The organism is Streptomyces sp. NPDC059524 (assembly GCF_042749255.1).
Classification (GTDB): Bacteria; Actinomycetota; Actinomycetes; order Streptomycetales; family Streptomycetaceae; genus Streptomyces; species Streptomyces xanthii.
The window spans coordinates 1-18,971 of the sequence record NZ_JBHYTK010000157.1 but is presented as its reverse complement, the minus strand read 5'-3'; the positions used below and the strand labels follow the sequence as shown (position 1 = coordinate 18,971).

General features: G+C 71.4%; 18 protein-coding genes. 12 read left to right on the top strand and 6 right to left on the bottom strand.

Features of this window, described 5'->3' with window-relative positions; all coding sequences use genetic code 11:
• The first annotated feature begins 47 nt into the window (after positions 1-47).
• The 3 genes from ACFW9D_RS31630 (at position 48) to ACFW9D_RS31620 (ending at position 3,196) form a co-directional block, all read left to right on the top strand.
• Positions 48-2,006: a hypothetical protein gene (locus ACFW9D_RS31630; protein WP_384627618.1), complete on the top strand. Its 1,959-nt coding sequence runs from the start codon at positions 48-50 to the stop codon at positions 2,004-2,006.
• Position 2,007: 1 nt separating this feature from the next.
• Positions 2,008-2,397 carry a hypothetical protein gene (locus tag ACFW9D_RS31625; RefSeq protein WP_384627616.1) on the top strand — a complete coding sequence of 130 codons (390 nt, stop codon included), beginning with the start codon at positions 2,008-2,010 and terminating at the stop codon, positions 2,395-2,397.
• 349 nt (positions 2,398-2,746) lie between these two features.
• The gene (locus tag ACFW9D_RS31620) at positions 2,747-3,196 is read left to right on the top strand and encodes a PaaI family thioesterase (RefSeq protein ID WP_384627613.1); all 450 of its coding nucleotides are present in this window, start codon (positions 2,747-2,749) and stop codon (positions 3,194-3,196) included.
• Here ACFW9D_RS31620 and ACFW9D_RS31615 read toward each other — a convergent pair whose 3' ends face one another.
• Positions 3,197-3,658 carry an SRPBCC family protein gene (locus ACFW9D_RS31615; protein ID WP_384627610.1) on the bottom strand — a complete coding sequence of 154 codons (462 nt, stop codon included), beginning with the start codon at positions 3,656-3,658 and terminating at the stop codon, positions 3,197-3,199.
• A gap of 85 nt (positions 3,659-3,743) precedes the next feature.
• Positions 3,744-4,091: a VOC family protein gene (locus tag ACFW9D_RS31610; protein WP_384627607.1), complete on the bottom strand. Its 348-nt coding sequence runs from the start codon at positions 4,089-4,091 to the stop codon at positions 3,744-3,746.
• A gap of 59 nt (positions 4,092-4,150) precedes the next feature.
• Between ACFW9D_RS31610 and ACFW9D_RS31605 the strand changes: the two genes are divergently transcribed.
• Positions 4,151-4,540, top strand: a complete 390-nt coding sequence (locus tag ACFW9D_RS31605; protein WP_384627605.1) for a DUF6578 domain-containing protein — start codon at positions 4,151-4,153, stop codon at positions 4,538-4,540.
• A 12-nt stretch (positions 4,541-4,552) separates the two neighbouring features.
• Here the strand turns inward: ACFW9D_RS31605 and ACFW9D_RS31600 are convergent, their stop codons facing one another.
• Entirely contained in the window at positions 4,553-5,872 is a 1,320-nt protein-coding gene (locus ACFW9D_RS31600; RefSeq protein WP_384627621.1) for a GH1 family beta-glucosidase, read from the bottom strand.
• 73 nt (positions 5,873-5,945) lie between these two features.
• Between ACFW9D_RS31600 and ACFW9D_RS31595 the strand changes: the two genes are divergently transcribed.
• Positions 5,946-6,581, top strand: a complete 636-nt coding sequence (locus ACFW9D_RS31595; protein ID WP_384627603.1) for a TetR family transcriptional regulator — start codon at positions 5,946-5,948, stop codon at positions 6,579-6,581.
• Here ACFW9D_RS31595 and ACFW9D_RS31590 read toward each other — a convergent pair.
• Positions 6,569-8,638 (bottom strand): discoidin domain-containing protein, encoded by a 2,070-nt coding sequence (locus ACFW9D_RS31590; protein WP_384627601.1) that lies wholly within the window; start codon positions 8,636-8,638, stop codon positions 6,569-6,571. The two genes, ACFW9D_RS31595 and ACFW9D_RS31590, sit on opposite strands and share 13 nt — an antisense overlap.
• A gap of 129 nt (positions 8,639-8,767) precedes the next feature.
• The gene (locus ACFW9D_RS31585; protein WP_188338173.1) at positions 8,768-9,142 is read right to left on the bottom strand and encodes a helix-turn-helix transcriptional regulator; all 375 of its coding nucleotides are present in this window, start codon (positions 9,140-9,142) and stop codon (positions 8,768-8,770) included.
• A gap of 128 nt (positions 9,143-9,270) precedes the next feature.
• Between ACFW9D_RS31585 and ACFW9D_RS31580 the strand changes: the two genes are divergently transcribed.
• Positions 9,271-11,286 (top strand): heavy metal translocating P-type ATPase, encoded by a 2,016-nt coding sequence (locus ACFW9D_RS31580; protein WP_188338172.1) that lies wholly within the window; start codon positions 9,271-9,273, stop codon positions 11,284-11,286.
• Here ACFW9D_RS31580 and ACFW9D_RS31575 read toward each other — a convergent pair.
• Complete coding sequence (locus ACFW9D_RS31575) at positions 11,259-11,492, bottom strand: hypothetical protein (RefSeq protein WP_384627598.1); 234 nt, start codon at positions 11,490-11,492, stop codon at positions 11,259-11,261. The two genes, ACFW9D_RS31580 and ACFW9D_RS31575, sit on opposite strands and share 28 nt — an antisense overlap.
• A 181-nt stretch (positions 11,493-11,673) precedes the next feature.
• On the opposite strand from ACFW9D_RS31575, the gene ACFW9D_RS31570 reads away from it, so the two are divergent.
• The 6 genes from ACFW9D_RS31570 to ACFW9D_RS31545 all read left to right on the top strand — a co-directional run bounded on the left by ACFW9D_RS31570 (position 11,674) and on the right by ACFW9D_RS31545 (position 18,835).
• Complete coding sequence (locus tag ACFW9D_RS31570) at positions 11,674-13,269, top strand: hypothetical protein (protein WP_384627595.1); 1,596 nt, start codon at positions 11,674-11,676, stop codon at positions 13,267-13,269.
• Complete coding sequence (locus ACFW9D_RS31565; protein ID WP_384627593.1) at positions 13,266-14,813, top strand: hypothetical protein; 1,548 nt, start codon at positions 13,266-13,268, stop codon at positions 14,811-14,813. Before ACFW9D_RS31570 ends, ACFW9D_RS31565 begins: the two co-directional genes overlap by 4 nt.
• 264 nt (positions 14,814-15,077) lie before the next feature.
• The gene (locus ACFW9D_RS31560; protein WP_188338168.1) at positions 15,078-15,665 is read left to right on the top strand and encodes a TMEM165/GDT1 family protein; all 588 of its coding nucleotides are present in this window, start codon (positions 15,078-15,080) and stop codon (positions 15,663-15,665) included.
• An 88-nt stretch (positions 15,666-15,753) separates the two neighbouring features.
• Entirely contained in the window at positions 15,754-16,380 is a 627-nt protein-coding gene (locus tag ACFW9D_RS31555; RefSeq protein WP_384627590.1) for a TetR/AcrR family transcriptional regulator, read from the top strand.
• On the top strand, positions 16,377-18,041 hold the full coding sequence (locus tag ACFW9D_RS31550; protein WP_384627587.1) for an FAD-binding dehydrogenase: 1,665 nt from the start codon (positions 16,377-16,379) through the stop codon (positions 18,039-18,041). The genes ACFW9D_RS31555 and ACFW9D_RS31550 overlap by 4 nt, the downstream gene beginning before the upstream one ends.
• Positions 18,038-18,835 carry an SDR family oxidoreductase gene (locus ACFW9D_RS31545; RefSeq protein ID WP_384627584.1) on the top strand — a complete coding sequence of 266 codons (798 nt, stop codon included), beginning with the start codon at positions 18,038-18,040 and terminating at the stop codon, positions 18,833-18,835. The genes ACFW9D_RS31550 and ACFW9D_RS31545 overlap by 4 nt, the downstream gene beginning before the upstream one ends.
• The last annotated feature ends 136 nt before the right edge of the window (positions 18,836-18,971 follow it).

The window sequence follows — 18,971 nt, the reverse complement described above, 5'->3', positions numbered from 1 at the left end:
GGGCAGGATGTGCCCGCACAGGACAGGGGTATCCGGGGAGGTGGCGCATGTCCCTGCTGCCGTGGCGGATACCGTCGCGGGGCCGTTGTTCTCCTACCAGCAAGCAAAGGCAGGGCTCTTCGGACCCCCTCCCCGGTACCCCCCTGCAGCCGGGCCCGCACGAGGCGAAGGCCACAGGCAACCACTGGCCCTGGCGGGACACCTACAGCAAGCGCGACGAGCCCCCCGGCCCGAATGCCGTCACACGCCAGCTCGCGTGCATCATGCACGAGCGCGTCGACCGCATCGGCCAGGCCCGTGACCTGGTCGGCCGCTGGCAGGACCGCACACTCGGGCGGCGGGAACGCGAGATACGGCGACTGCCCGACATCGCCGGTGAACAGCTCGCTGCATGGAGCCTGGACAATGTGCTCAACGCGCATAAGCGACCGGCCCCTTCATTCGGCTTCAATCTGGCCCCGGTGCTGACGCACGCGGTCGCGGCCCGCCGGCAACAGCGAGTACGGTGCCTGCTTCTCGCGAGCTTGGCGACGCTGGTCACTGCACGTCACCCGTGGGGTGCAGTGACCCTCGCGGCCATATCAGTGCTGTATCACGTCTTCGTCGCCTCCGGCCGCTTCAGTGCACTGGTCCGCTGGGGTCTCAGTGGCTTGGTGCCCATGGCCGTGACGGCCGCCGGTGCCTTCCTTGTCTGGACCCAGCTAAAGGCTCGCTCGGCAGCAGTCGCATTCGCCGTTCAGGACGCAGTGTCGGCCGGAGTGTGGCTGACATTTCTCCTCACCGCCGTCTACGCTGTCGACGGCTGGGTCGCCCTGGGGTACGCCCATTCCCTGCGCCGGGCAAGCGAGCGCATCGCGCGACGCCCGCGGCTGGCTCCTCGTGCCGCTACCAAGATCGCCGGGTGCGAGGCGGCGGAGCTCTGGCAGAGCACCCCGTACCTGAAGGAAGCGGAAGGACGGCACCGGTTCGTGGGCGCCGGTCTCGATCCATGGCCGTCAGGCGGGCCGCGCATCCAGCTCACCCCGGCTCGCCGCGCGACCGACGACGGGGGCGAGGACGCAGAAGATGCCGTTCGGGCCAACAGTGGCCAGCGCGGACTCCGCAAGTTCGAGGCCGACGAACTGCTCGACAAGGTGCGCGACGAACTAGAACGCCTCAGCGGCACCCTCGTCGAAACTCACGCCCTGCCCCACTGCGATGTCTTCGAGACACTCGCCGTGCCCCAGAGCCGGTGGAAGAGCCTCCCATGCGCCCCAGATCGCCCGCAGAAGGGGCTGCGGGCAGAGAGTTCCGAAGCACCCGAGCTGGCATCCTGGCCCGAAGCCGGCGAGATGATCGCCGAAGGACGACAGGCCCCCTCCGGACATCTCTCACGGCGCTACCTGGCAGCCCAGGTCGTCAATTGGGAAGGCCAGACCGTCGTGACGGTGTTCGCGCACGCTGCGCTGGAAGGCAAGACGCTGCACTTCGTGACCCGCCCGCACGTGCTCGCCTCCCTGCGCAAGGAAGTCCGCGCCGAACCCGCCCGGGGCTGGGCACTCGTCCGCAAGATCGTGCTCACGCCGGTTCATGCCCTCGGCGACACGATCGCCCTAGCCCACAGGTCGTATTGCATCCTCCTGCGCGCGCTGATCAGCCTCCTACCCAGCGTATGCGGACACGTCCTGCGCCAGCAGGTGGCCAAAGCAATGGACACGGACGAGAAGCCCTGGGGCAACGGCAATCCAGTCAGCCTGCGCGAGCACTGTGCCCTCCGTGACCCCGAGGACATGCACCAGGCCGAGGACGTTGCCCGGCACATCTCCATTCTCCAGTCACGAATGTTCAGCACGGTTAGCGCCTTCCTGGACGACCACGGCGCATCCACCGGAGAATTCCGGCGCCAGGCAGAGCAGTTCGTCACCAAGGTCTTCATCAACGGCGACAACAACCAGGTGAACACCGGCAACGTGCACGGCAATCAGACACAGGCGAAACCGGCAGACGACATGACGGCGAAGGGATGACATGGGAATCTGGCGAGGCAGGCTTGACGCGGGCGGCGGCGTCCACATCACGGGCAGTGGCAACCAGATCAACACCGGGCGTGTCGGCGGAGACCAACGACAGGTCCATATCGGCGGCGTCTCTCCAGATGCCGCCCAACACTTGGCAACGGCACGAGCAAAGCTGGCCGAACTGACCACCGCGCTGGACGAACACACGGCAGATCTGAACAACCCCGATCTAGCCCACCGCACAGCCACCCGCATCGGAGAGGAACTCGACAGCCCGAACCCTGACCAGCGCCGCCTGACGGAGAATCTCGAAGACCTCGGCCTTGCCGTCGGCGCCGTAGCATCCGTCGTCACCATCGTGCAGGCCCTCACAACTGCGGTGACCGCCTTGCACGGCTGACTAGACTCTCTCGCGGGCGAGCTGGGGCCCATTTGGGAGCCGACCTGCTCCCCAGACCCCCGCGACACCTAGCGAGCCCCTCACCAAACCACCCGACCTGACCTGCGTAAACACCGTCCCCTCAGGCGATATCCCTCCCCGAACCTCGTTCGGGACGAAGAGGTCGTGGGTTCAAATCCCGCCACCCCGACAGCCGTAAGACCAGGTCAAGGGCCTGATCCGCGAAAGCGGGTCAGGCCCTTCCTGTGTTTTCGGGGCGGGGATCCCGAACAGCCTTGTGAGGCCGTCGCCCCGCTCGTACCATGACCTGAACGTTGATTCAGTTCATCGGACGGGACGGGACACCGCCATGACGCAGGATCTGACCGCCTTCGCTCAAGCCGTCTTCAAGGCGCAGCCGTTCAGCGGCTTCATCGGGGCCGAGCTGACCGCGGTCGGGAGCGACTCCGCGGAGATCCGTGTCGAGAACCGGCCCGAGCTCCAGCAGCAGCACGGGTTCGTGCACGGCGGGGTGCTCAGTTATCTCGCCGACAACGCGCTCACGTTCGCGGGCGGGCTCGCGCTCGGGGGCGACGCCCTCACCGCCGAGTACAAGATCAACTACTGCAGGCCGGCCACCGGTGACGTCGTCATCGCGCGGGCCACGTCCCTGGTGACCACGCGGCGGCAGGCCGTGTGCCAGTGCCTGATCTACATGGAGCAGGACGGCGAGGAGCGGCTCGTCGCGACGGCGCAGGGCACGATCGTCGCGGCGGGGGCGGCGGGGGCGGGCGCAGGTGTTCCAGGCTCCGGCGACTGACTAGGCGCCGGACAGGCGGGCCGTGAGGACGCGGGCGCGGTTCTGCTGGACCGCGCCCGCCTGGGAGGCCGCGAAGCGGAGCAGGCCCGGGGGTGTCCTCAGGTGCAGGGTGTCGGTGACGACGCTGCCGGACGCGTGGCGGTCGATGGTGAAGCGGTAGCTCATGCGGACCCGGGCGGGGCTGCGGACCTCGCCGGTGATCTCGGCCCGGGCCGGGAGCCGGTCGGGGGCGGCGACGAGCGTGACGCCGATGATGTTGTCGTGCGTGAGGACGCCGAGGAAGCGGAAGCGTTCCACGGCCGTGTAGTGCAGGGTCCCGTCCGTCTCCGTGCGGTGCACGTCCCGGACGGCGACCAGGAGCGGGGACAGGCCTATGTAGTTCGACGGTTCGGCCAGGTGCGCGAAGACCCTCTCGGGCGGCGCGGCGATCTCGAACCGGTGCTTGAGCTCGGTGGACGGCACCTCGGGCCCCCTCGGGTACGGCGCGGCAGCGCGGTGATCCTCCCATCGCGGGGGCGCGGTTCCCAGCCCTGGGCGCCGGGTCCGTTCAGAGGTCGTGCGCCGTCGCGTGGCGTGGCTGGTAGAGCCCCAGGTCGCCGCCGCCGGGGAGGCGGAGGGTGGTCTTCACACCCCAGCCGGCGTCGGTGACGGGTTCGGTGAACTCGACGCCCTTCGCGGTGAGTTCGGCGACCGTCGCCGTGATGTCGTCGCACATCAGGTACAGCTCGTGCGCGGGGCTGTCGGCGGGGTGGACCGCGGCCTCGGCGGGCGGCAGCCGGAAGACGAGCCAGCCGTCCCCCGCGTCGACGTACGCGTACCCGAGGACGTCGCGCAGGAAGGCCCGGTCCGCTGCGGCGTCGCGGCTGTAGAGGATGACGTGGGCGCCGTTGATCATGCGGGCGACGTTACCGGGGAGCCCCTGCGATCGGACCGCGCCGGGCGGATACTGCAGCCATGACGGTGACGATCTGGGTCGACGGCTGGCAGATGCAGTGCTGCGGCGAGAGCTTCGGCCCCGGGGACCTCGTGTCGTGGAGTCTGGTGGAGGCGACCCCCGAGGACCATGCCGATTTCCTCGGTGACGAGCGGGCCGGCGCGATCGATTTCCGCGAGGAGCATCACGGGCCGGAGGAGCACCCGCCGCCGAGCCGGCTGCGGGTGCTGACCGTCACGGAGGTGCACTGCCGGTACGAGCTTCCCGCCGGCAGCACGAGCAACAGGTACTGCCCCGTTCCGGGCTCGGCCGAACTGGTCCCGGTGGAGGGGGCCGCGGACGGCTGGGCGAAGGCGCGGCCGGACGTCGACTTCGTCAGCTATCTCGTCACTGCCGAACGCTGCCGGTGACCTCCGCCCGGCTCAGCCCCGGCGCTGCTCCCTGATCAGGTCCCGGTACCAGGTGAAGGACGACCTCGGGGTGCGGAGCTGGGTCTCGTGGTCCACGTGGACCAGGCCGAAGCGCTGGTGGTAGCCCTCCGCCCATTCGAAGTTGTCCAGCAGGGTCCAGGTGAAGTAGCCGCGTACGTCCACGCCCTGGGCGATCGCCGCGTCGACCGCCTGGAGGTGGGTCGCCAGGTAGTCGATGCGGTCCGGGTCGTGGATCGCACCGTCGGTGGAGCAGCCGTTCTCCGTGATGTGGACCGGGGGGAGGGCGGGGTAGCGGTCCTTCAGGGTGACCAGCAGTTCGCGCAGGCCGTCGGGGACCACCGGCCAGTCGAAGGCCGTGCGGCGGTAGCCCTCGATGGGGTCCTCTTCGAAGGGCAGGCCCTCGGACGTCGGCGCCTGGATGCGGGTCGGGTTGTAGTAGTTGATGCCCAGGGCGTCCAGGGGGGCCGAGATCAGGTCGAGGTCTCCGTCCTTCACCGAGCCGCCGAGGGTGGCGTCGGCTCCGTAGGCCGACAGGTCGGGGTAGGTGCCCTTCAGGAGCGGGTCGTTGAAGAGGCGGTTGTGCAGGGTGTCGTAGGCGTCGGCGGCCGCGCGGTCCCCGGCCGAGTCCGAGGCCGGCCAGACCGGGGTGCAGTTGTTGGCGATCATCACCTCCAGGCCGCGCGCGCGGAGCTCCCCCGACGCCAGTCCGTGGGCGAGGAGTTGGTGGTGGGCCACCGGGAGGGCGTCCAGGAACAGGGCGCGGCCGGGGGCGTGGACGCCCAGGCCGTAGCCCCAGACCATGTGGACGAACGGCTCGTTGAGGGTGATCCAGCGGCGGACGCGGTCGCCGAGCCGGTCGGCGACGATCGCGGTGTACTCGGCGAAGCGGTGGGCCGTGTCGCGGTTCGTCCAGCCGCCCTCGTCCTCCAGGGCCTGCGGGAGGTCCCAGTGGAAGAGGGTCGGGACGGGTTCGATGCCGCGGGCGAGCAGGCCGTCGACCAGGCGGTCGTAGAAGTCCAGGCCCCGGGCGTTGACCTGGCCGGCGCCCGTCGGCAGGACGCGGGGCCACGCGATCGAGAAGCGGTAGCCGGTGAGGCCCGCCTCGGCCATCAGGGCGAGGTCCTCCTCGTACCGGTGGTAGTGGTCGCAGGCCACCGCGCCGGTGTGCCCGTCGCGGACCGTGCCGGGGCGGGCGGTGAAGGTGTCCCACACCGACGGGCCGCGCCCGTCCTCCTCCACGGCGCCCTCGATCTGGTACGACGCCGTCGAAGCGCCCCAGACGAAGTCCTTCGGCAGATGGTCCAGATCCAGTTCCACGGCCGACCCCCAACTCTCGAAACATGAGCAGTACTCACGTTAATCGCCTCGGTGGGATGATGGAAGCGTGAATCAAGACCGCACTGCAGGGACGTTGCGCCGGCTGCCGGTCCAGAAGCGCAGCGTCGAGCGCTTCGAACGGCTGCTGGACGCCTGTGCCGAGATCCTCGACGAGGTCGGCTACGCCGCGCTGACCACCAAGGAGGTGGCCCGCCGGGCCGAGGTGCCGATCGGCACGCTCTACCAGTTCTTCTCCGACCGGGAGGGGCTGATCGGCGCGCTCGCCGCCCGCAACCTGGAGCTGTTCCTGGCCCGGGTCACCGACCGGCTGGAGCGCGAGGCGCCCGACGGCATCGCGGGCATCGTGGACGTGACCGTCGACGAGTTCGTCGCGATGCGCCGCACGATCACCGGGTTCGGTGTCGTGGACTTCGGCGCGGTGGGCCAGGACCACGTCCTGGAGCCGACGCGGGACAACAACACCGCGGTCGCCGGGCGGCTGCGCGCCCTGACCGGCGCGCTGACCGGCGTCCCGGACGACGACGAGCTGGACATCGCCGTGCGGGTCGCCCTGGAGTGCGCGGACGGCGTGCTGCAACTCGCCTTCCGCACCGACCCGCAGGGCGACCCCCGGCTGATCACCGAGTGCAAGCGCGTCCTCAACTGCTATCTCGGCGACCGGATCGTGCCTCAGCCGGTGTAGACGCCGACCTCCTTCAGCGAGTAACCCCACTGCGTGCCGCGTTCGAGGCCCTTGATCCGTACGTAGCGGGCCTCTGTTCTGTCGAACCGTGCCGTGTCGAAGCCGCCGTCACCGGCGGTCGTGGACCACGCCGTCGTCCAGTTCTCGCGGTCCGTGGACAGCTCGATCCGGTACGACTTCCCGTACGCCTTCTCCCAGTCGAGGGTGACACGGCCGACCTGCTGCGGGGACCCGAGGTCGATCCGCAGCCACTGGTCGTCGTTCCACTCGCTGGCCCAGCGGGTGGAGTTGTCGCCGTCCACCGCCCGGCCGGGCTGGAAGCTCTCGAACGGGTTCCACCACTCCGACGAGGACGCCCAGGCGCCGACGCCGGCCGTCGCGAGGTTCTTCCCGGGCGCGTACTTCTCGGTGTTCCCCCACATCCGCAGATAGGACTCGGCACCTGTGAAGAGGTCCTTGACGACCTCCTCGCCACCGACGTTGCGGATGTCCTGGATCCAGTCCGGGACCATGCCGTAGTGCGCGCCGCCGTCGGTGTTGAAGTCCCAGGTGCGCTCGCCGGTGGTCTGCTTGTCGATCACCGAGCCGCCGTCGAAGCTGCGGAAGGGGTACGTCACCGGGTTCGGGGCGTCCTTGCCGCGCGGGGCCGGCCAGCCGCCGACGCCGTTCATGTCGGTGCCGTAGCCGTATCCGACCTTGTACTTCTCACGCAGGTCCTTGGTGCGCGCGGCCTCCCCGACGAAGCCCTGGGAGCCGCCCATGTACTGCGCGGCGAACCCGCCGAGCTTGTACAGGCGTTCGGTCCAGCCCAGGTCCATCCAGCTGTGCGAGGAGATGACGCCCGGGTACGCCTCGGACTCGAGGATGTCGAGGGACTGGCCCACGGCCTTGACGCTCATGTGGTCGAGTTCGAGCATCATGTTGCGCTTCATCATGCCGCGCACCGCGTAGGCGCCGAGGTCGGTGAGACCGCGGGTGTTGCACTGGGCGCCCGACTCGTAGGTCGGGACCTCCTCGCCCTCGGGCAGCCGCTTCTCCGCCTCGGGGGCCGGGGCGTTGCCGATGGGGTTGTCGTGCTGCGGGCCCTTGCAGTCCTCCGTCTTCCAGTAGGTGCCGGTCGACAGGAACTGGCCCACGTTGATGGCCGTGCCGAGCGCGCCGGAGTCGTAGCGCACGCCGCACAGGGCGTTGTCGAATTTGTGGCACAGGAACATGCTGCTGACGCCGAGCTTCTTCAGCTCGTCCAGGCCGCGGTCGATGTCGTCCTTGCCGCACTGGGCGACGTCGAGGATCTGCTTGCAGCCGAACGGCTCCGAGGTCTCCACGCCCAGAACGACGGCCAGCTTGCCCTGCTCGACGACCTCACGGGCCTGCGCGCTGTTCGTGACGATCCGGAACCAGCCCTTGCCCGGGCCGCCGTACTGCTTGTCGATGAAGTCCTGCATCTCGTAGGTCTTCTTCGCCTCGAGACGGATGGCGTCCATCTCGTCGCAGCCGCGGTCCTTGAAGAAGTAGACCGAGCAGATCACGCCGTTGGTGACGAGGTCGTTGACCAGGACGCGCTGGCCGCCGCGCCAGGCGCGCTCGATCCAGGCGTAGTAGTTCTGCTGGTGGGTCAGCGAGTCGTGGGCGGGCCAGTCCTTGAACGTCGGCCAGCCGACGGGATCGTGCTTGCCGTCACCCCCCTTCGTGATCATGTCGAAGACGGCGAAGGTGCCGTCGGGGTAGTGCTCGGGGCAGTCCTTGAGCGCGTCGGCGACGCCCTGCTCGGAGAACGGTTTGCCGCAGATCAGACGGCCGCCGAACCCCTCGTTGGACATGATGTGGTCGTGGGCGTCGACGAAGCCCCTGACCCGGCCCTGGGCGTCGGTGCCCTTGAAGGGCTCGCCCGTCACGTCGATCTGCGAGTCGGGGGCCGGCCGCGCGGTCGGCTCCCACCAGTGGGGCTCCGCCGCGGAGCTGGGCCCCGGAGCGAGCACCAGCGCCAGCACGGCGAGGAGCACGGAGACCACGCCGAGGGATCTGAGTCTGTAGCACGAAGGCTGAACGTTGACCATGGGGGAGATCCTTAAAGATGAGCCGGGCTCACATTCTGCTCTCAAGGTAGGGACCCCGGGGCGCGACGCCAAGACCCGGTACCGAGGAATCGGTACCGGGTCTTGAAATCAGGCTCGAAAAGGGCGAGTTCAGGACTCGCGGGCGTCCGCCGGCTCGTCGTGCTTGCCCAGCCTCAGGTGCTCCACGTGGTACAGCGCCTGGTCGAGGAGCTCGGAGACGTGGTTGTCGTAGAGGGCGTAGACGATGGAGCGGCCCCGGCGCTCACCCGTGACCAGACCCAGGTTGCGCAGCAGGCGGAGCTGGTGGGAGCAGGCGGAGGGCTCCATGTCGACGGCCGCGGCCAGGTCGCCGACCGCGCAGGGGCCCTCCTGCAGGCGGGCCAGGATGCGCAGACGGGACGGGGTCGCCAGGGCCTGGAGGGTGGCGGCCACGTCGGCGACGCCGACCGTGTCGAGGCGCTCGCGCGTGGTGGCGCTGGTGGTCGTGCCGGCTCCGTGACCCATACGGGCATCCTACCCACGACACCTGAAGACCTGTTCACATGAACGTGTATGGTGATGGCCTCGGCCGCCGGCCGTCGGTTCCCGGCTTCCGGTCCCGGTTCTCCGTCGCCGATCGAGGGGTCTTCGTCATGCCGCCGTACGTGCTCGAGCAGGAACCGGTCGCGGACCGGGCCGCCACGGGCTCCCCGGGCCTCCCGCCCCGCGGGCGCACACGCCTGCTCGCCCTGCCCGAGGTCCGCTGGGCGCTCGCCGCGCTGCTGCTGTTCCTCGGCGCGCTCGCCCTGGACCTGGCCGGGGCTCCGGGGTGGCTGTGGGGCCCGCTGTACGCGGCCGTGTACGTGACCGGCGGCTGGGAGCCCGGCTGGGAAGGGCTGAAGGCCCTGCGCGAGAAGACCCTCGACGTCGATCTGCTGATGGTCGTCGCGGCGCTCGGCGCCGCGGCCATCGGGCAGGTGCTCGACGGGGCCCTGCTCATCGTCATCTTCGCCACCTCGGGCGCGCTGGAGGCGGTGGCCACGGCCCGTACGGCGGACTCGGTGCGGGGGCTGCTCGACCTGGCGCCGAGCACGGCGACCCGGATCGCGGCCGACGGCACCGAGGAGACCGTCCCGGCGGCGCACCTCGCCGTCGGGGACCTCGTCCTGGTCCGGCCCGGTGAGCGGATCGGCGGCGACGGGCAGGTCGTGGCCGGGGCGAGCGAGGTCGACCAGGCCACGATCACGGGCGAGCCGCTGCCCGTGGCGAAGCTCGCCGGGGACGAGGTCTTCGCCGGCACGCTCAACGGCACGGGCGCGCTCCGGGTGCGGGTCACCCGCGATCCCGCCGACTCCGTGCTGGCCCGGATCGTGAAGATGGTCGAGGAGGCGGCGGAGACCAAGGCGCCGACGCAGCTGTTCATCGAGAAGGTCGAGCAGCGCTACAGCCTGGGCATGGTCGCCGCGACCGTGCTGGTCTTCGGGGTGCCGCTGCTGTTCGGCGCCGCCGTGCAGGACGCGCTGCTGCGGGCGATGACCTTCATGATCGTGGCCTCGCCCTGCGCCGTCGTCCTCGCGACGATGCCACCGCTGCTGTCCGCGATGGCGAACGCGGGACGGCACGGCGTACTGGTCAAGTCCGCTGTGGTCATGGAGCGGTTGGGGCAGGTCGACGCCGTCGCCCTGGACAAGACGGGCACGCTCACCGAGGGCACCCCGCGCGTCGTCGAGGTCCGTACGGTCCCCGGCTCCGGACTCGACGAGGAGGCCGTGCTGCGCTGGGCGGCCGCCGCCGAGCACTCGAGCGAACACCCGCTGGCCCGCGCGGTCGTGGAGGCCGCCGTCGCCCGCGGCCCGGCCGCGCTGCCCGCCGCCACGGACTTCGCGGCCCGCCCCGGCACCGGCGTCGAGGCCACGGTCGACGGCGTACGCGTGACCGTGGGCGCCCCGCACCGGCTCACGGGCCCCGACCCTGACGAAGCCCACGACCGCCCGGCGCTCGACGCGGCCGCCCGGCTGGAGGAGCAGGGCCGCACCGCCGTCCTGGTCCGCCTCGACGGCAGGCCGGTCGGGGTCCTCGGTGTCGCCGACCGGCTCCGCGCCGACGCCGCCGCGGCGACCCGCGGACTCGGCCTGCTGACCGGGACCGCGCCCGTGCTCCTGACCGGCGACAACCCGCGCGCCGCCGGACAGTTGGCCGCGGGGCTCGGCATCACGGACGTACGGGCCGGGCTGCTGCCCGAGGACAAGGTGGCGGCCGTGCGGGAGCTGGAGCGGGCCGGGCGGCGGGTGCTCGTCGTGGGCGACGGGGTCAACGACGCCCCCGCGCTTGCCGCCGCGCACACCGGCGTCGCCATGGGCCGCGCCGGTTCCGACCTGGCGCTCGACGCGGCCGACGCGGTCGTGGTCCGTGACGAGCTCTCCGCCCTCCCCACCGCCGTCGCCCTCTCCCGCCGCGCCCGCCGCCTCGTCGTGCAGAACCTGCTGATCGCGGGGACGTTCATCACGGCGCTGGTCGCCTGGGACCTGTTCGGCACGCTTCCCCTCCCCCTCGGCGTCGCCGGCCACGAGGGCTCCACCGTCCTCGTCGGCCTCAACGGCCTGCGTCTGCTGACCGACCGGGCGTGGCGGCGCGCGGCGGCTCAGCCGGCTTCCGGGGTCCGCGTGTAGTGCGCGACGACGACTCCCTCGGGGGTCGTCACGGTGCGGGTCAGGGTCAGTTCCCTGCGCGGGGCCGGGTGCTCGAAGAGCCGGGTGCCGGTGCCGAGGGTCAGGGGGTGGATCGGCAGGGTGTAGTGGTCGATCAGGCCCGGCCCCAGACCCGGTGGAAGTCCTGTCAGGTGCGGCGGCCGAGGAGCATGGCGCCGGGGGGACATGCCTAGTGAGGAGGGGGTCGGCGCTTTCGTGAGGCGGGGGCCGGTCAAGGGGCGGGGCGAGCGGAATATTGCGCTCCGTACAACCCTCGGCCAATGCCACCGGTCTGCGAGGCGTACGCGCGCCCGGCCCGGCCGAGATTCCTTCGGCCGGGCCGGGTCTGTACCAGCCGAAGGAGTGCTCTTGCCCCCGCCCGGATCCGTCACGGCCTCCGCCCGCGTCCGCCGCCTCGCCCTGTCCTGCGCCGCCCTCGGCCTGCTGGGCGCGGGCCCGGCCGCCGCGGCCGACGACGCGCCACGACTCGAGGTCCCGCCCGTCGTCGAGGTCGACCCCTTCAAGGCGACGCAGGGGCTCGGCACCGACGGCGAGCCGGCACGCATCGCGCTGAAGGGCGTCGACACGGCCTCGGCCGCCCGGTACTCCTTCGTCATCGATGCGTCCGGGGTCGAGGACCTGATCACCGACAGCTCCTTCCTGCCCTGTGACCAGGACCGCGACTTCGTGGGCGCGTGCCCGGGCGACGACGTGCACGTCGGCCGCTTCGCGGGCGAACTGTCCGTGACGCTGAACTCCAGGCCCTCGGCCCGCTCCACGGCCGCCGGGCGCTCGGGCACGATCGAGGTCACGGCGAAGCGGGACGGCAAGACCGTCGACACGGCGCGGATCACGCTGCGCGTCACCGCGCCGGGCCCCCGCTTCGACCGGGCGATCACCGGCATCACCGACGCGCGGCCCGGCTCGACCGTCGCGCTGCCGAGCGGCTTCACCAACTTCAGCCGCCGCACGTACCGTTCGCTCGTCCTGGGCGTGTCGTTCTCCGACGGGCTGGTGCCGGTCGAACGGTTCCGCAACTGCCGGTACGAGCCCGTCCCCGCCGCCGCGTCGGGCACCACCCCGGGGCACTCGCCCGGGATGCTCTGCACGGTGACCGGCACCGTGAAGCCCGGCGGCTCCTACAACCTGGACCTCGGCGCCGTACGGCTCGGCCCCCAGGCCGCCGGGGACACGGTGTACTACGCGAGCGAAATCCACGAGCCGGGGAAGTCGGACGTCCCCCCGGTGCCGGGCAGCCGCGCCGGCACCGGACGCACCCTCACCTTCACCGAGCGGCCCGCGCGGGACACCACGTACGTGCGGGACGAGCTGCTCCATCTCCGCACCCGCATCGAATCGACCAACAAGCCCGACTTCTCCGTCAACCCGGTCACGCTCAAGGGCGAGGTCGGCGACGTCGTGAAGGCCGAGTTCTTCTTCACCAACAACGGGCCGGGCACGGCGAGCGCGGTCTTCGACGGGGAGTCGGACAACGAGACCGCGAACGTCGTCGAGCTGACCGTCCCGACGGGTGTGACCGTCGTCGACGCGCCCGAGACCTGCCACGCGCAGGAGCGGAAGACGAGGAAGGACCCCGTGCGCTACCGCTGTTCGCAGCACCGGCTCCAGAAGAGCGACCTCATGACGCCCGGTCAGTTCGAGAACTTCCCCTTCGCCTTCCGTCTCGACGAGCCGAGCCGCGGAGTGCGGACGGACGGGTGGATCCGGGTCGCCACGGAGTTCGACCTCACCAAGAACGACGCGCACCCCGAGGACAACCGGGCCCCGGTCAGCGTGGACATCGAAGGGCGGGCCGAGAGCGGCTCGTTCGAGGGGGACATGGTCGCGGGCCCGCCCGTCTGGGGCATCGGCGCCGTGGGCGCGGCCGCTGTCGGCGTCCTCTTCGGCGCCGCCGTCCTGATCCGGCGCCGCACCACGATCCGGGAGACGGAGCAGAACCAGTGACCCTCACCAGATCCAGATCCCTGTCCCGAACCCTCGGATCGGCCCTGCTGGCCCTCTGCGCCGCCACCGCCGTCACCCCGGTCACCACCGCGCCCGCCGCCGCGAGCCCGGCGGCCCCCGACCCGGCGCCCGCTCTCGCCCTGATCGTCGACCACGCCTCCATGGTGATCCCGTCCAGGGGCGGCAGCGGCTTCCAGACGCCCACCCCCGACACCGGCATCTGGCTGAGCAACACCGGTCCGTGGGCGGGCGGCAAGACGGACGCCACCGTCACCGTCGACGCCCGGGCCCTCAAGTCCATGGCCGACGGCGTCGCGGTGCCCTGCGACCCGGACGGCGACCTGCTCGGCGTCTGCGAGAACGTCCGCGGCGTCGTGCGCGGGGTCCCCCGCCGCATCGGCACCCTGACCCTCGGCACCGGCCGGGCGAGCGCGGTCGGCAGGTCCGCGAAGGTCCGGATCACGGCGAAGGACGCGGAGGGCCACCGCGCCGAGCACCGCGTCGACGTGAAGTTCCCCGAGGGGCAGATACGCGTCGACCGGGCACCCCGCGCCGTCAAGGGCGTCGAGCCGGGCTCGACCGTCGAGACGCCGGCCGGGTTCACCAACTACTCGCTCAAGCCGGTCCGTACCGTGCGCTGGACGATGACGCTGTCCCCCGGGCTCGCCCCCGCCTCGGCCCCGTACCGCAACTGCACCTCGGTCGAGGACGCGGGCGGACCGGGCACCACGGTCACCTGCTACCTGAAGGGCCCCTTCGCCCCTCTCAAGTCCTACGACCTCGACTTCGGCGGGCTGACCGTGGCAGACAGCGCGGTCTCGGAGACCGTCGAGCAGGACGTCACCGCGTTCAGCGGCCCCCCGAACGACCGTGCCGGAGACGGCCCCGTGCTCACCGCGACCCCCCGCACCCGCGCGGACGCCGCCGTCCTGAAGGACCTCGGGCGCCCCGGCGACCGGGTCAGCAGCACGGTCGCCACCACCAACACCACCGACTTCGCCGTCACCGGAGCCACTCTGAAGGGTGCGGTCGGCGACGAGGTCACCGCCACGCTCTCCGTGCGCAACAACGGCCCCGGCTCCCGCGCGCCCACCCGCGAGGAGGGCACGAGCGACCTCGCGCCGGTCACCCTGCGCGTGCCCGACGGGCTGACCGTCGTGAAGGCACCTCAGCCCTGTTACGGGCGCAGGACCCCGCACGCGAGCCACGACACCGACGACTTCCTCGGCCTCGGCAAGCCCGGCGGCCGCCGCTACACCTGCGGTGGCACCGGCGGCTCCGCGATGGCGAAGGGCGCGACCCTCTCGTACACGTTCACGTTCCGCATCGACAAGGCGTCGGTGGACGGCACGGACGCGGTCACCACGGTGTACGGGGCCGCCGACCCTCGCCGGGCGGACAACACGGCCGACCTCACCGTGGACGCGGCGTCCGCGGCGGGCCCGGGGGCCTGGCTCACGATCGGCGGCGCGGCCCTCGTCCTCGCGGCGATCGCGGCGTTCCTGCTGGTCCGCCGCCCCTGGGCGCGGGACGGGGGTGCCTGAACGCCCGGCGTGTACCCTTGACGGAGCAAGCGAAGGGGAGTAGCCCCGCGAACCGGTCGTCGACACACTGGAACCCCCGGGTTCCCGGTGGCCGGGCCCCCGCCGATCGGGCGAGGGCGGGCGAGACCTTCGACCAGGCAGTAGCAGTACGCCACGTCGCGCGACCCCGTGCGACGTGTGTCCGACGCTGCCGGGTCGAGTGGTCCTCCCCGCGCAGTGGGTGGGTTCGCGAAGGTCCGGCCGCCCGCAGAGAAAGCGCCCCCGATGCATCTCGACCCCCTGGCGATCCTCACCGCCTTCGGGCTGATCTTCCTCGCCGAGCTCCCCGACAAGACCATGTTCGCCTCCCTGGCCATGGGCACGCGGATGAAGCCGCTGTACGTCTGGTTCGGCACCTCCAGCGCGTTCATCGTGCACGTGGCCATCGCGGTGGGCGCCGGTTCGCTGCTCTCCCTGCTGCCGGGCTGGACCGTGAAGCTGGTGTCGGCGCTGATGTTCGGCTTCGGCGCGTTCATGCTGCTGCGCGGCGGGGACGACGACGAGGAGGGCGACGAGGCCGGCGGCAAGACGGTCACGGGCTTCTGGCCGGTCTACGGCACCGCGTTCATGGCCGTCTTCATCAGCGAGTGGGGCGACCTCACGCAGATCACCACCGCGAACCTCGCCGCCACGAACGGCACCTGGTCCACCGCCATCGGCTCCGCAGCGGCCCTCATGTCGGTGTCCGCGCTCGCCCTGGTCGCCGGCCGGTTCATCGCCAAGCGAGTGCCGCTGAAGACCGTGCAGCGGGTCGGCGGCGTCTGCATGCTGGGGCTCGCGGTCTGGTCCCTCGTCGAGGTCTTCACCGGCTGAGCCGCCCGGCCCGGTACCGTCCGCACGACCCTTGTGGATACATGAACGTATCGAATACGTTCATGTATCCGATCGGGAGGCGGCGGCGATGACGGACACGCCCGGCAGCACCGGCACCATCACCAAGCGGCGCGCCCGCACGCGGCAGCGGCTGCTCGACGCCGCACTGGACGTGTTCGCCGAGGAGGGCTTCGGCCGCTCCACCGTGGAGCAGGTCTGCGAGCGCGCCGGCTTCACGCGCGGCGCCTTCTACTCGAACTTCTCCTCCCTCGACGAGCTGTTCCTCGCCCTGTGGGAGGAGCGCTCGGCCCGCATGCTCACCGATCTGCGGGCCGCGCTCGCCGGGCTCGACCCGGCCGGACCCGAGGCCACCGTGCGGGCCGCGATCGACGCGACCCCGCTGGACGAGGCCTGGTACCGGATCACCGCCGAATTCACCGCGCACGCCCTGCGCACCCCCGGCCTGCGCCGCGTCATGACCGCCCGCGAGCACGCCATCCGCGAGGCGATCCTGCCCGTCTTCGTGACCGCCCTGGACCGGCTCGGCCGGCGGGTGCCCGACGAGGAGGCACTCGGCGACGCCCTGGTCGCCGTGCACGACGGCACGGCCGTACAGGTCCTCATGCAGCCCGACGACCCGGTCGTACGGGCCCGCCGCCAGGCCCTCTTCATGAACGTACTGAACGCTTACAGCACCCCTAGGGAGACCCCGTGAGTGACACCAGTGCAGACGTCATCGTGGTCGGAGCCGGGCTCGCCGGGCTCGTCGCCACCTACGAACTGACCCGCGCGGGCAAGCGCGTCCTGCTCGTCGACCAGGAGAACGCGGCGAACCTCGGCGGCCAGGCCTTCTGGTCGCTCGGCGGGCTCTTCCTCGTGGACAGCCCCGAGCAGCGCCGCATGGGCATCAAGGACTCGTACGAGCTGGCGCTCGCGGACTGGCTGGGCTCGGCCGGCTTCGACCGGGAGCGCGAGGACCACTGGCCGCGCAAGTGGGCCGAGGCGTACGTGCGGTTCGCCGCCGGGGAGAAGCGCGACTACCTGTACGGGCTCGGACTGAAGGTCACCCCGAACGTGGGCTGGGCCGAGCGCGGGGCCGGCACGGCCACCGGGCACGGGAACTCGGTGCCGCGCTTCCACATCACGTGGGGCACGGGGCCCGAGGTCGTCCGCGTCTTCCGGGAGCCCGTCATGGAGGCCGCCACGCGCGGGCTGGTCACCTTCAAGTACCGCCACCGCGTGGACGAGTTGATCGTCGAGGACGGGGCCGCGATCGGCGTGCGCGGCTCGCTCCTCGCGCCCTCGGACGAACCGCGCGGCGTCGCATCTTCCCGCGACACCGTCGGCGACTTCGAACTGCGCGCACAGGCCGTCGTCGTGACCTCCGGCGGCATCGGCGCCAACCACGAACTCGTCAGGAAGAACTGGCCCGTCGAACGCATGGGCCCGGCCCCCGAGTCGATGGTGACCGGCGTCCCCGCGTACGTCGACGGGCGCATGCTGGAGATCAGCGAGACCGCGGGCGCGTCCCTCGTGAACCGGGACCGCATGTGGCACTACACCGAGGGCCTCAAGAACTGGGACCCGATCTGGCCCGGCCACGGCATCCGGATCATCCCCGGCCCGTCCTCGCTGTGGCTGGACGCGGAGGGCAGGCGGCTGCCCGCGCCGCTGTTCCCCGGACACGACACGCTCGCCACGCTCAAGCACATCACCGGGACCGGGCACGACCACACCTGGTTCGTCCTGACCCGGGCCATCGTGGAGAAGGAGTTCGCGCTCTCCGGCTCGGAGCAGAACCCCGACATCACCGGCAAGGACCTCAAGCTGGTGCTCCAGCGTGTGAAGAAGGGCGCGCCGGGCCCGGTGCAGGCCTTCCTCGACCACGGCGAGGACTTCGTCGTCCGCGACAACCTGAAGGCCCTCGTCGCGGGCATGAACGAGCTGACGCCCGACGCGCCCGTCTCCTACGAGCAGGTCGAACGGGAGATCGTGGCCCGCGACCGCGAGGTCGGCAACGGCTACTCCAAGGACCTCCAGCTCATGGCGGTCCGCAACGCCCGCTCCTACCTGCCCGACCGCATCACGCGCGTCGCGAAGCCGCACCGCCTGCTCGACCCGGCGCAGGGCCCGCTGATCGCCGTACGCCTCCACCTGCTGACCCGCAAGACGCTCGGCGGCCTGGAGACGAACCTGGACTCGCAGGTCGTACGGCCCGACGGCTCGGTCTTCGACGGGCTGTACGCGGCCGGCGAGGTCGCCGGGTTCGGCGGGGGCGGCGTGCACGGGTACAACGCGCTCGAAGGAACGTTCCTGGGCGGCTGCATCTTCTCCGGCCGCGCGGCCGGGCGCGCGCTGGCCCGGAGCCTCGCGTGAGCGCCCGCGGCACGGCGCTGGTGACCGGCGCCTCCTCGGGCATCGGCGCCGCGGTCGCCGCCGCGCTGGTGCGGCGCGGGTACCGGGTCTACGGCACGAGCCGCGACCCGGAGAAGGTGGACTCCCCCGTCGAGGGCGTCACCTACCTCGCCCTCGACCTGACCGACGACGCGAGCATCGAGGCCTGCGCGGCCGCCGCCGGGCCGGTCGACGTGCTGGTCAACAACGCGGGCGAATCGCAGAGCGGCCCCTTCGAGGAACTCCCCATGGACGCGGTGCGCCGCCTCTTCCAGATCAACGTCCTCGGCGCGGTGCGGCTCAGCCAGCTCGTGCTGCCCGGGATGCGGGAGCGGCGGCGCGGGCGGGTCGTCATGGTCGGCTCGATGCTGGCCAGCTTCCCGCTCGCCTACCGGTCCTCGTACGTCGCGTCGAAGGCGGCGATCAAGGGGTTCGCGAGTGCGGCGCGGCGGGAGTACGCGTCGTACGGGGTCGGCATCGTGACGGTCGAGCCCGGGTCGATCGCGACGGGGATCAGTGAGCGGCGCACGCAGTACGTCGCTGAGGGGTCGCCGTTCCGGGAGGCCTACGACACGATGCTCTCCGCTTTGAACCGGAACGAGGCGGCCGGGATCCCGGCGGAGAAGGTCGCCGCGAAGGTGCTGGTGGCGGTCGAGTCGGCTCGGCCGCGCCCCTTCTACGCGGTGGGCAGTAACGCGCCGGTCGTCTTCGCGCTGCGGCGGGTGTTGTCGCGCGCGGCGGTCGAACGGATGGTGGCCCGGCGCCACGGGCTCTGAACGTTCGTCGCGGGGCGCGGGCCGGTGGGGGCTGGTCGCGCAGTTCCCCGCGCCCCTGAAATGCAGACCCTTCGGGTCGCATTTCCCCGATGCCCTGGCGCCCGATGAGATCGCGCACGAAGTGCGCATCTCAGGG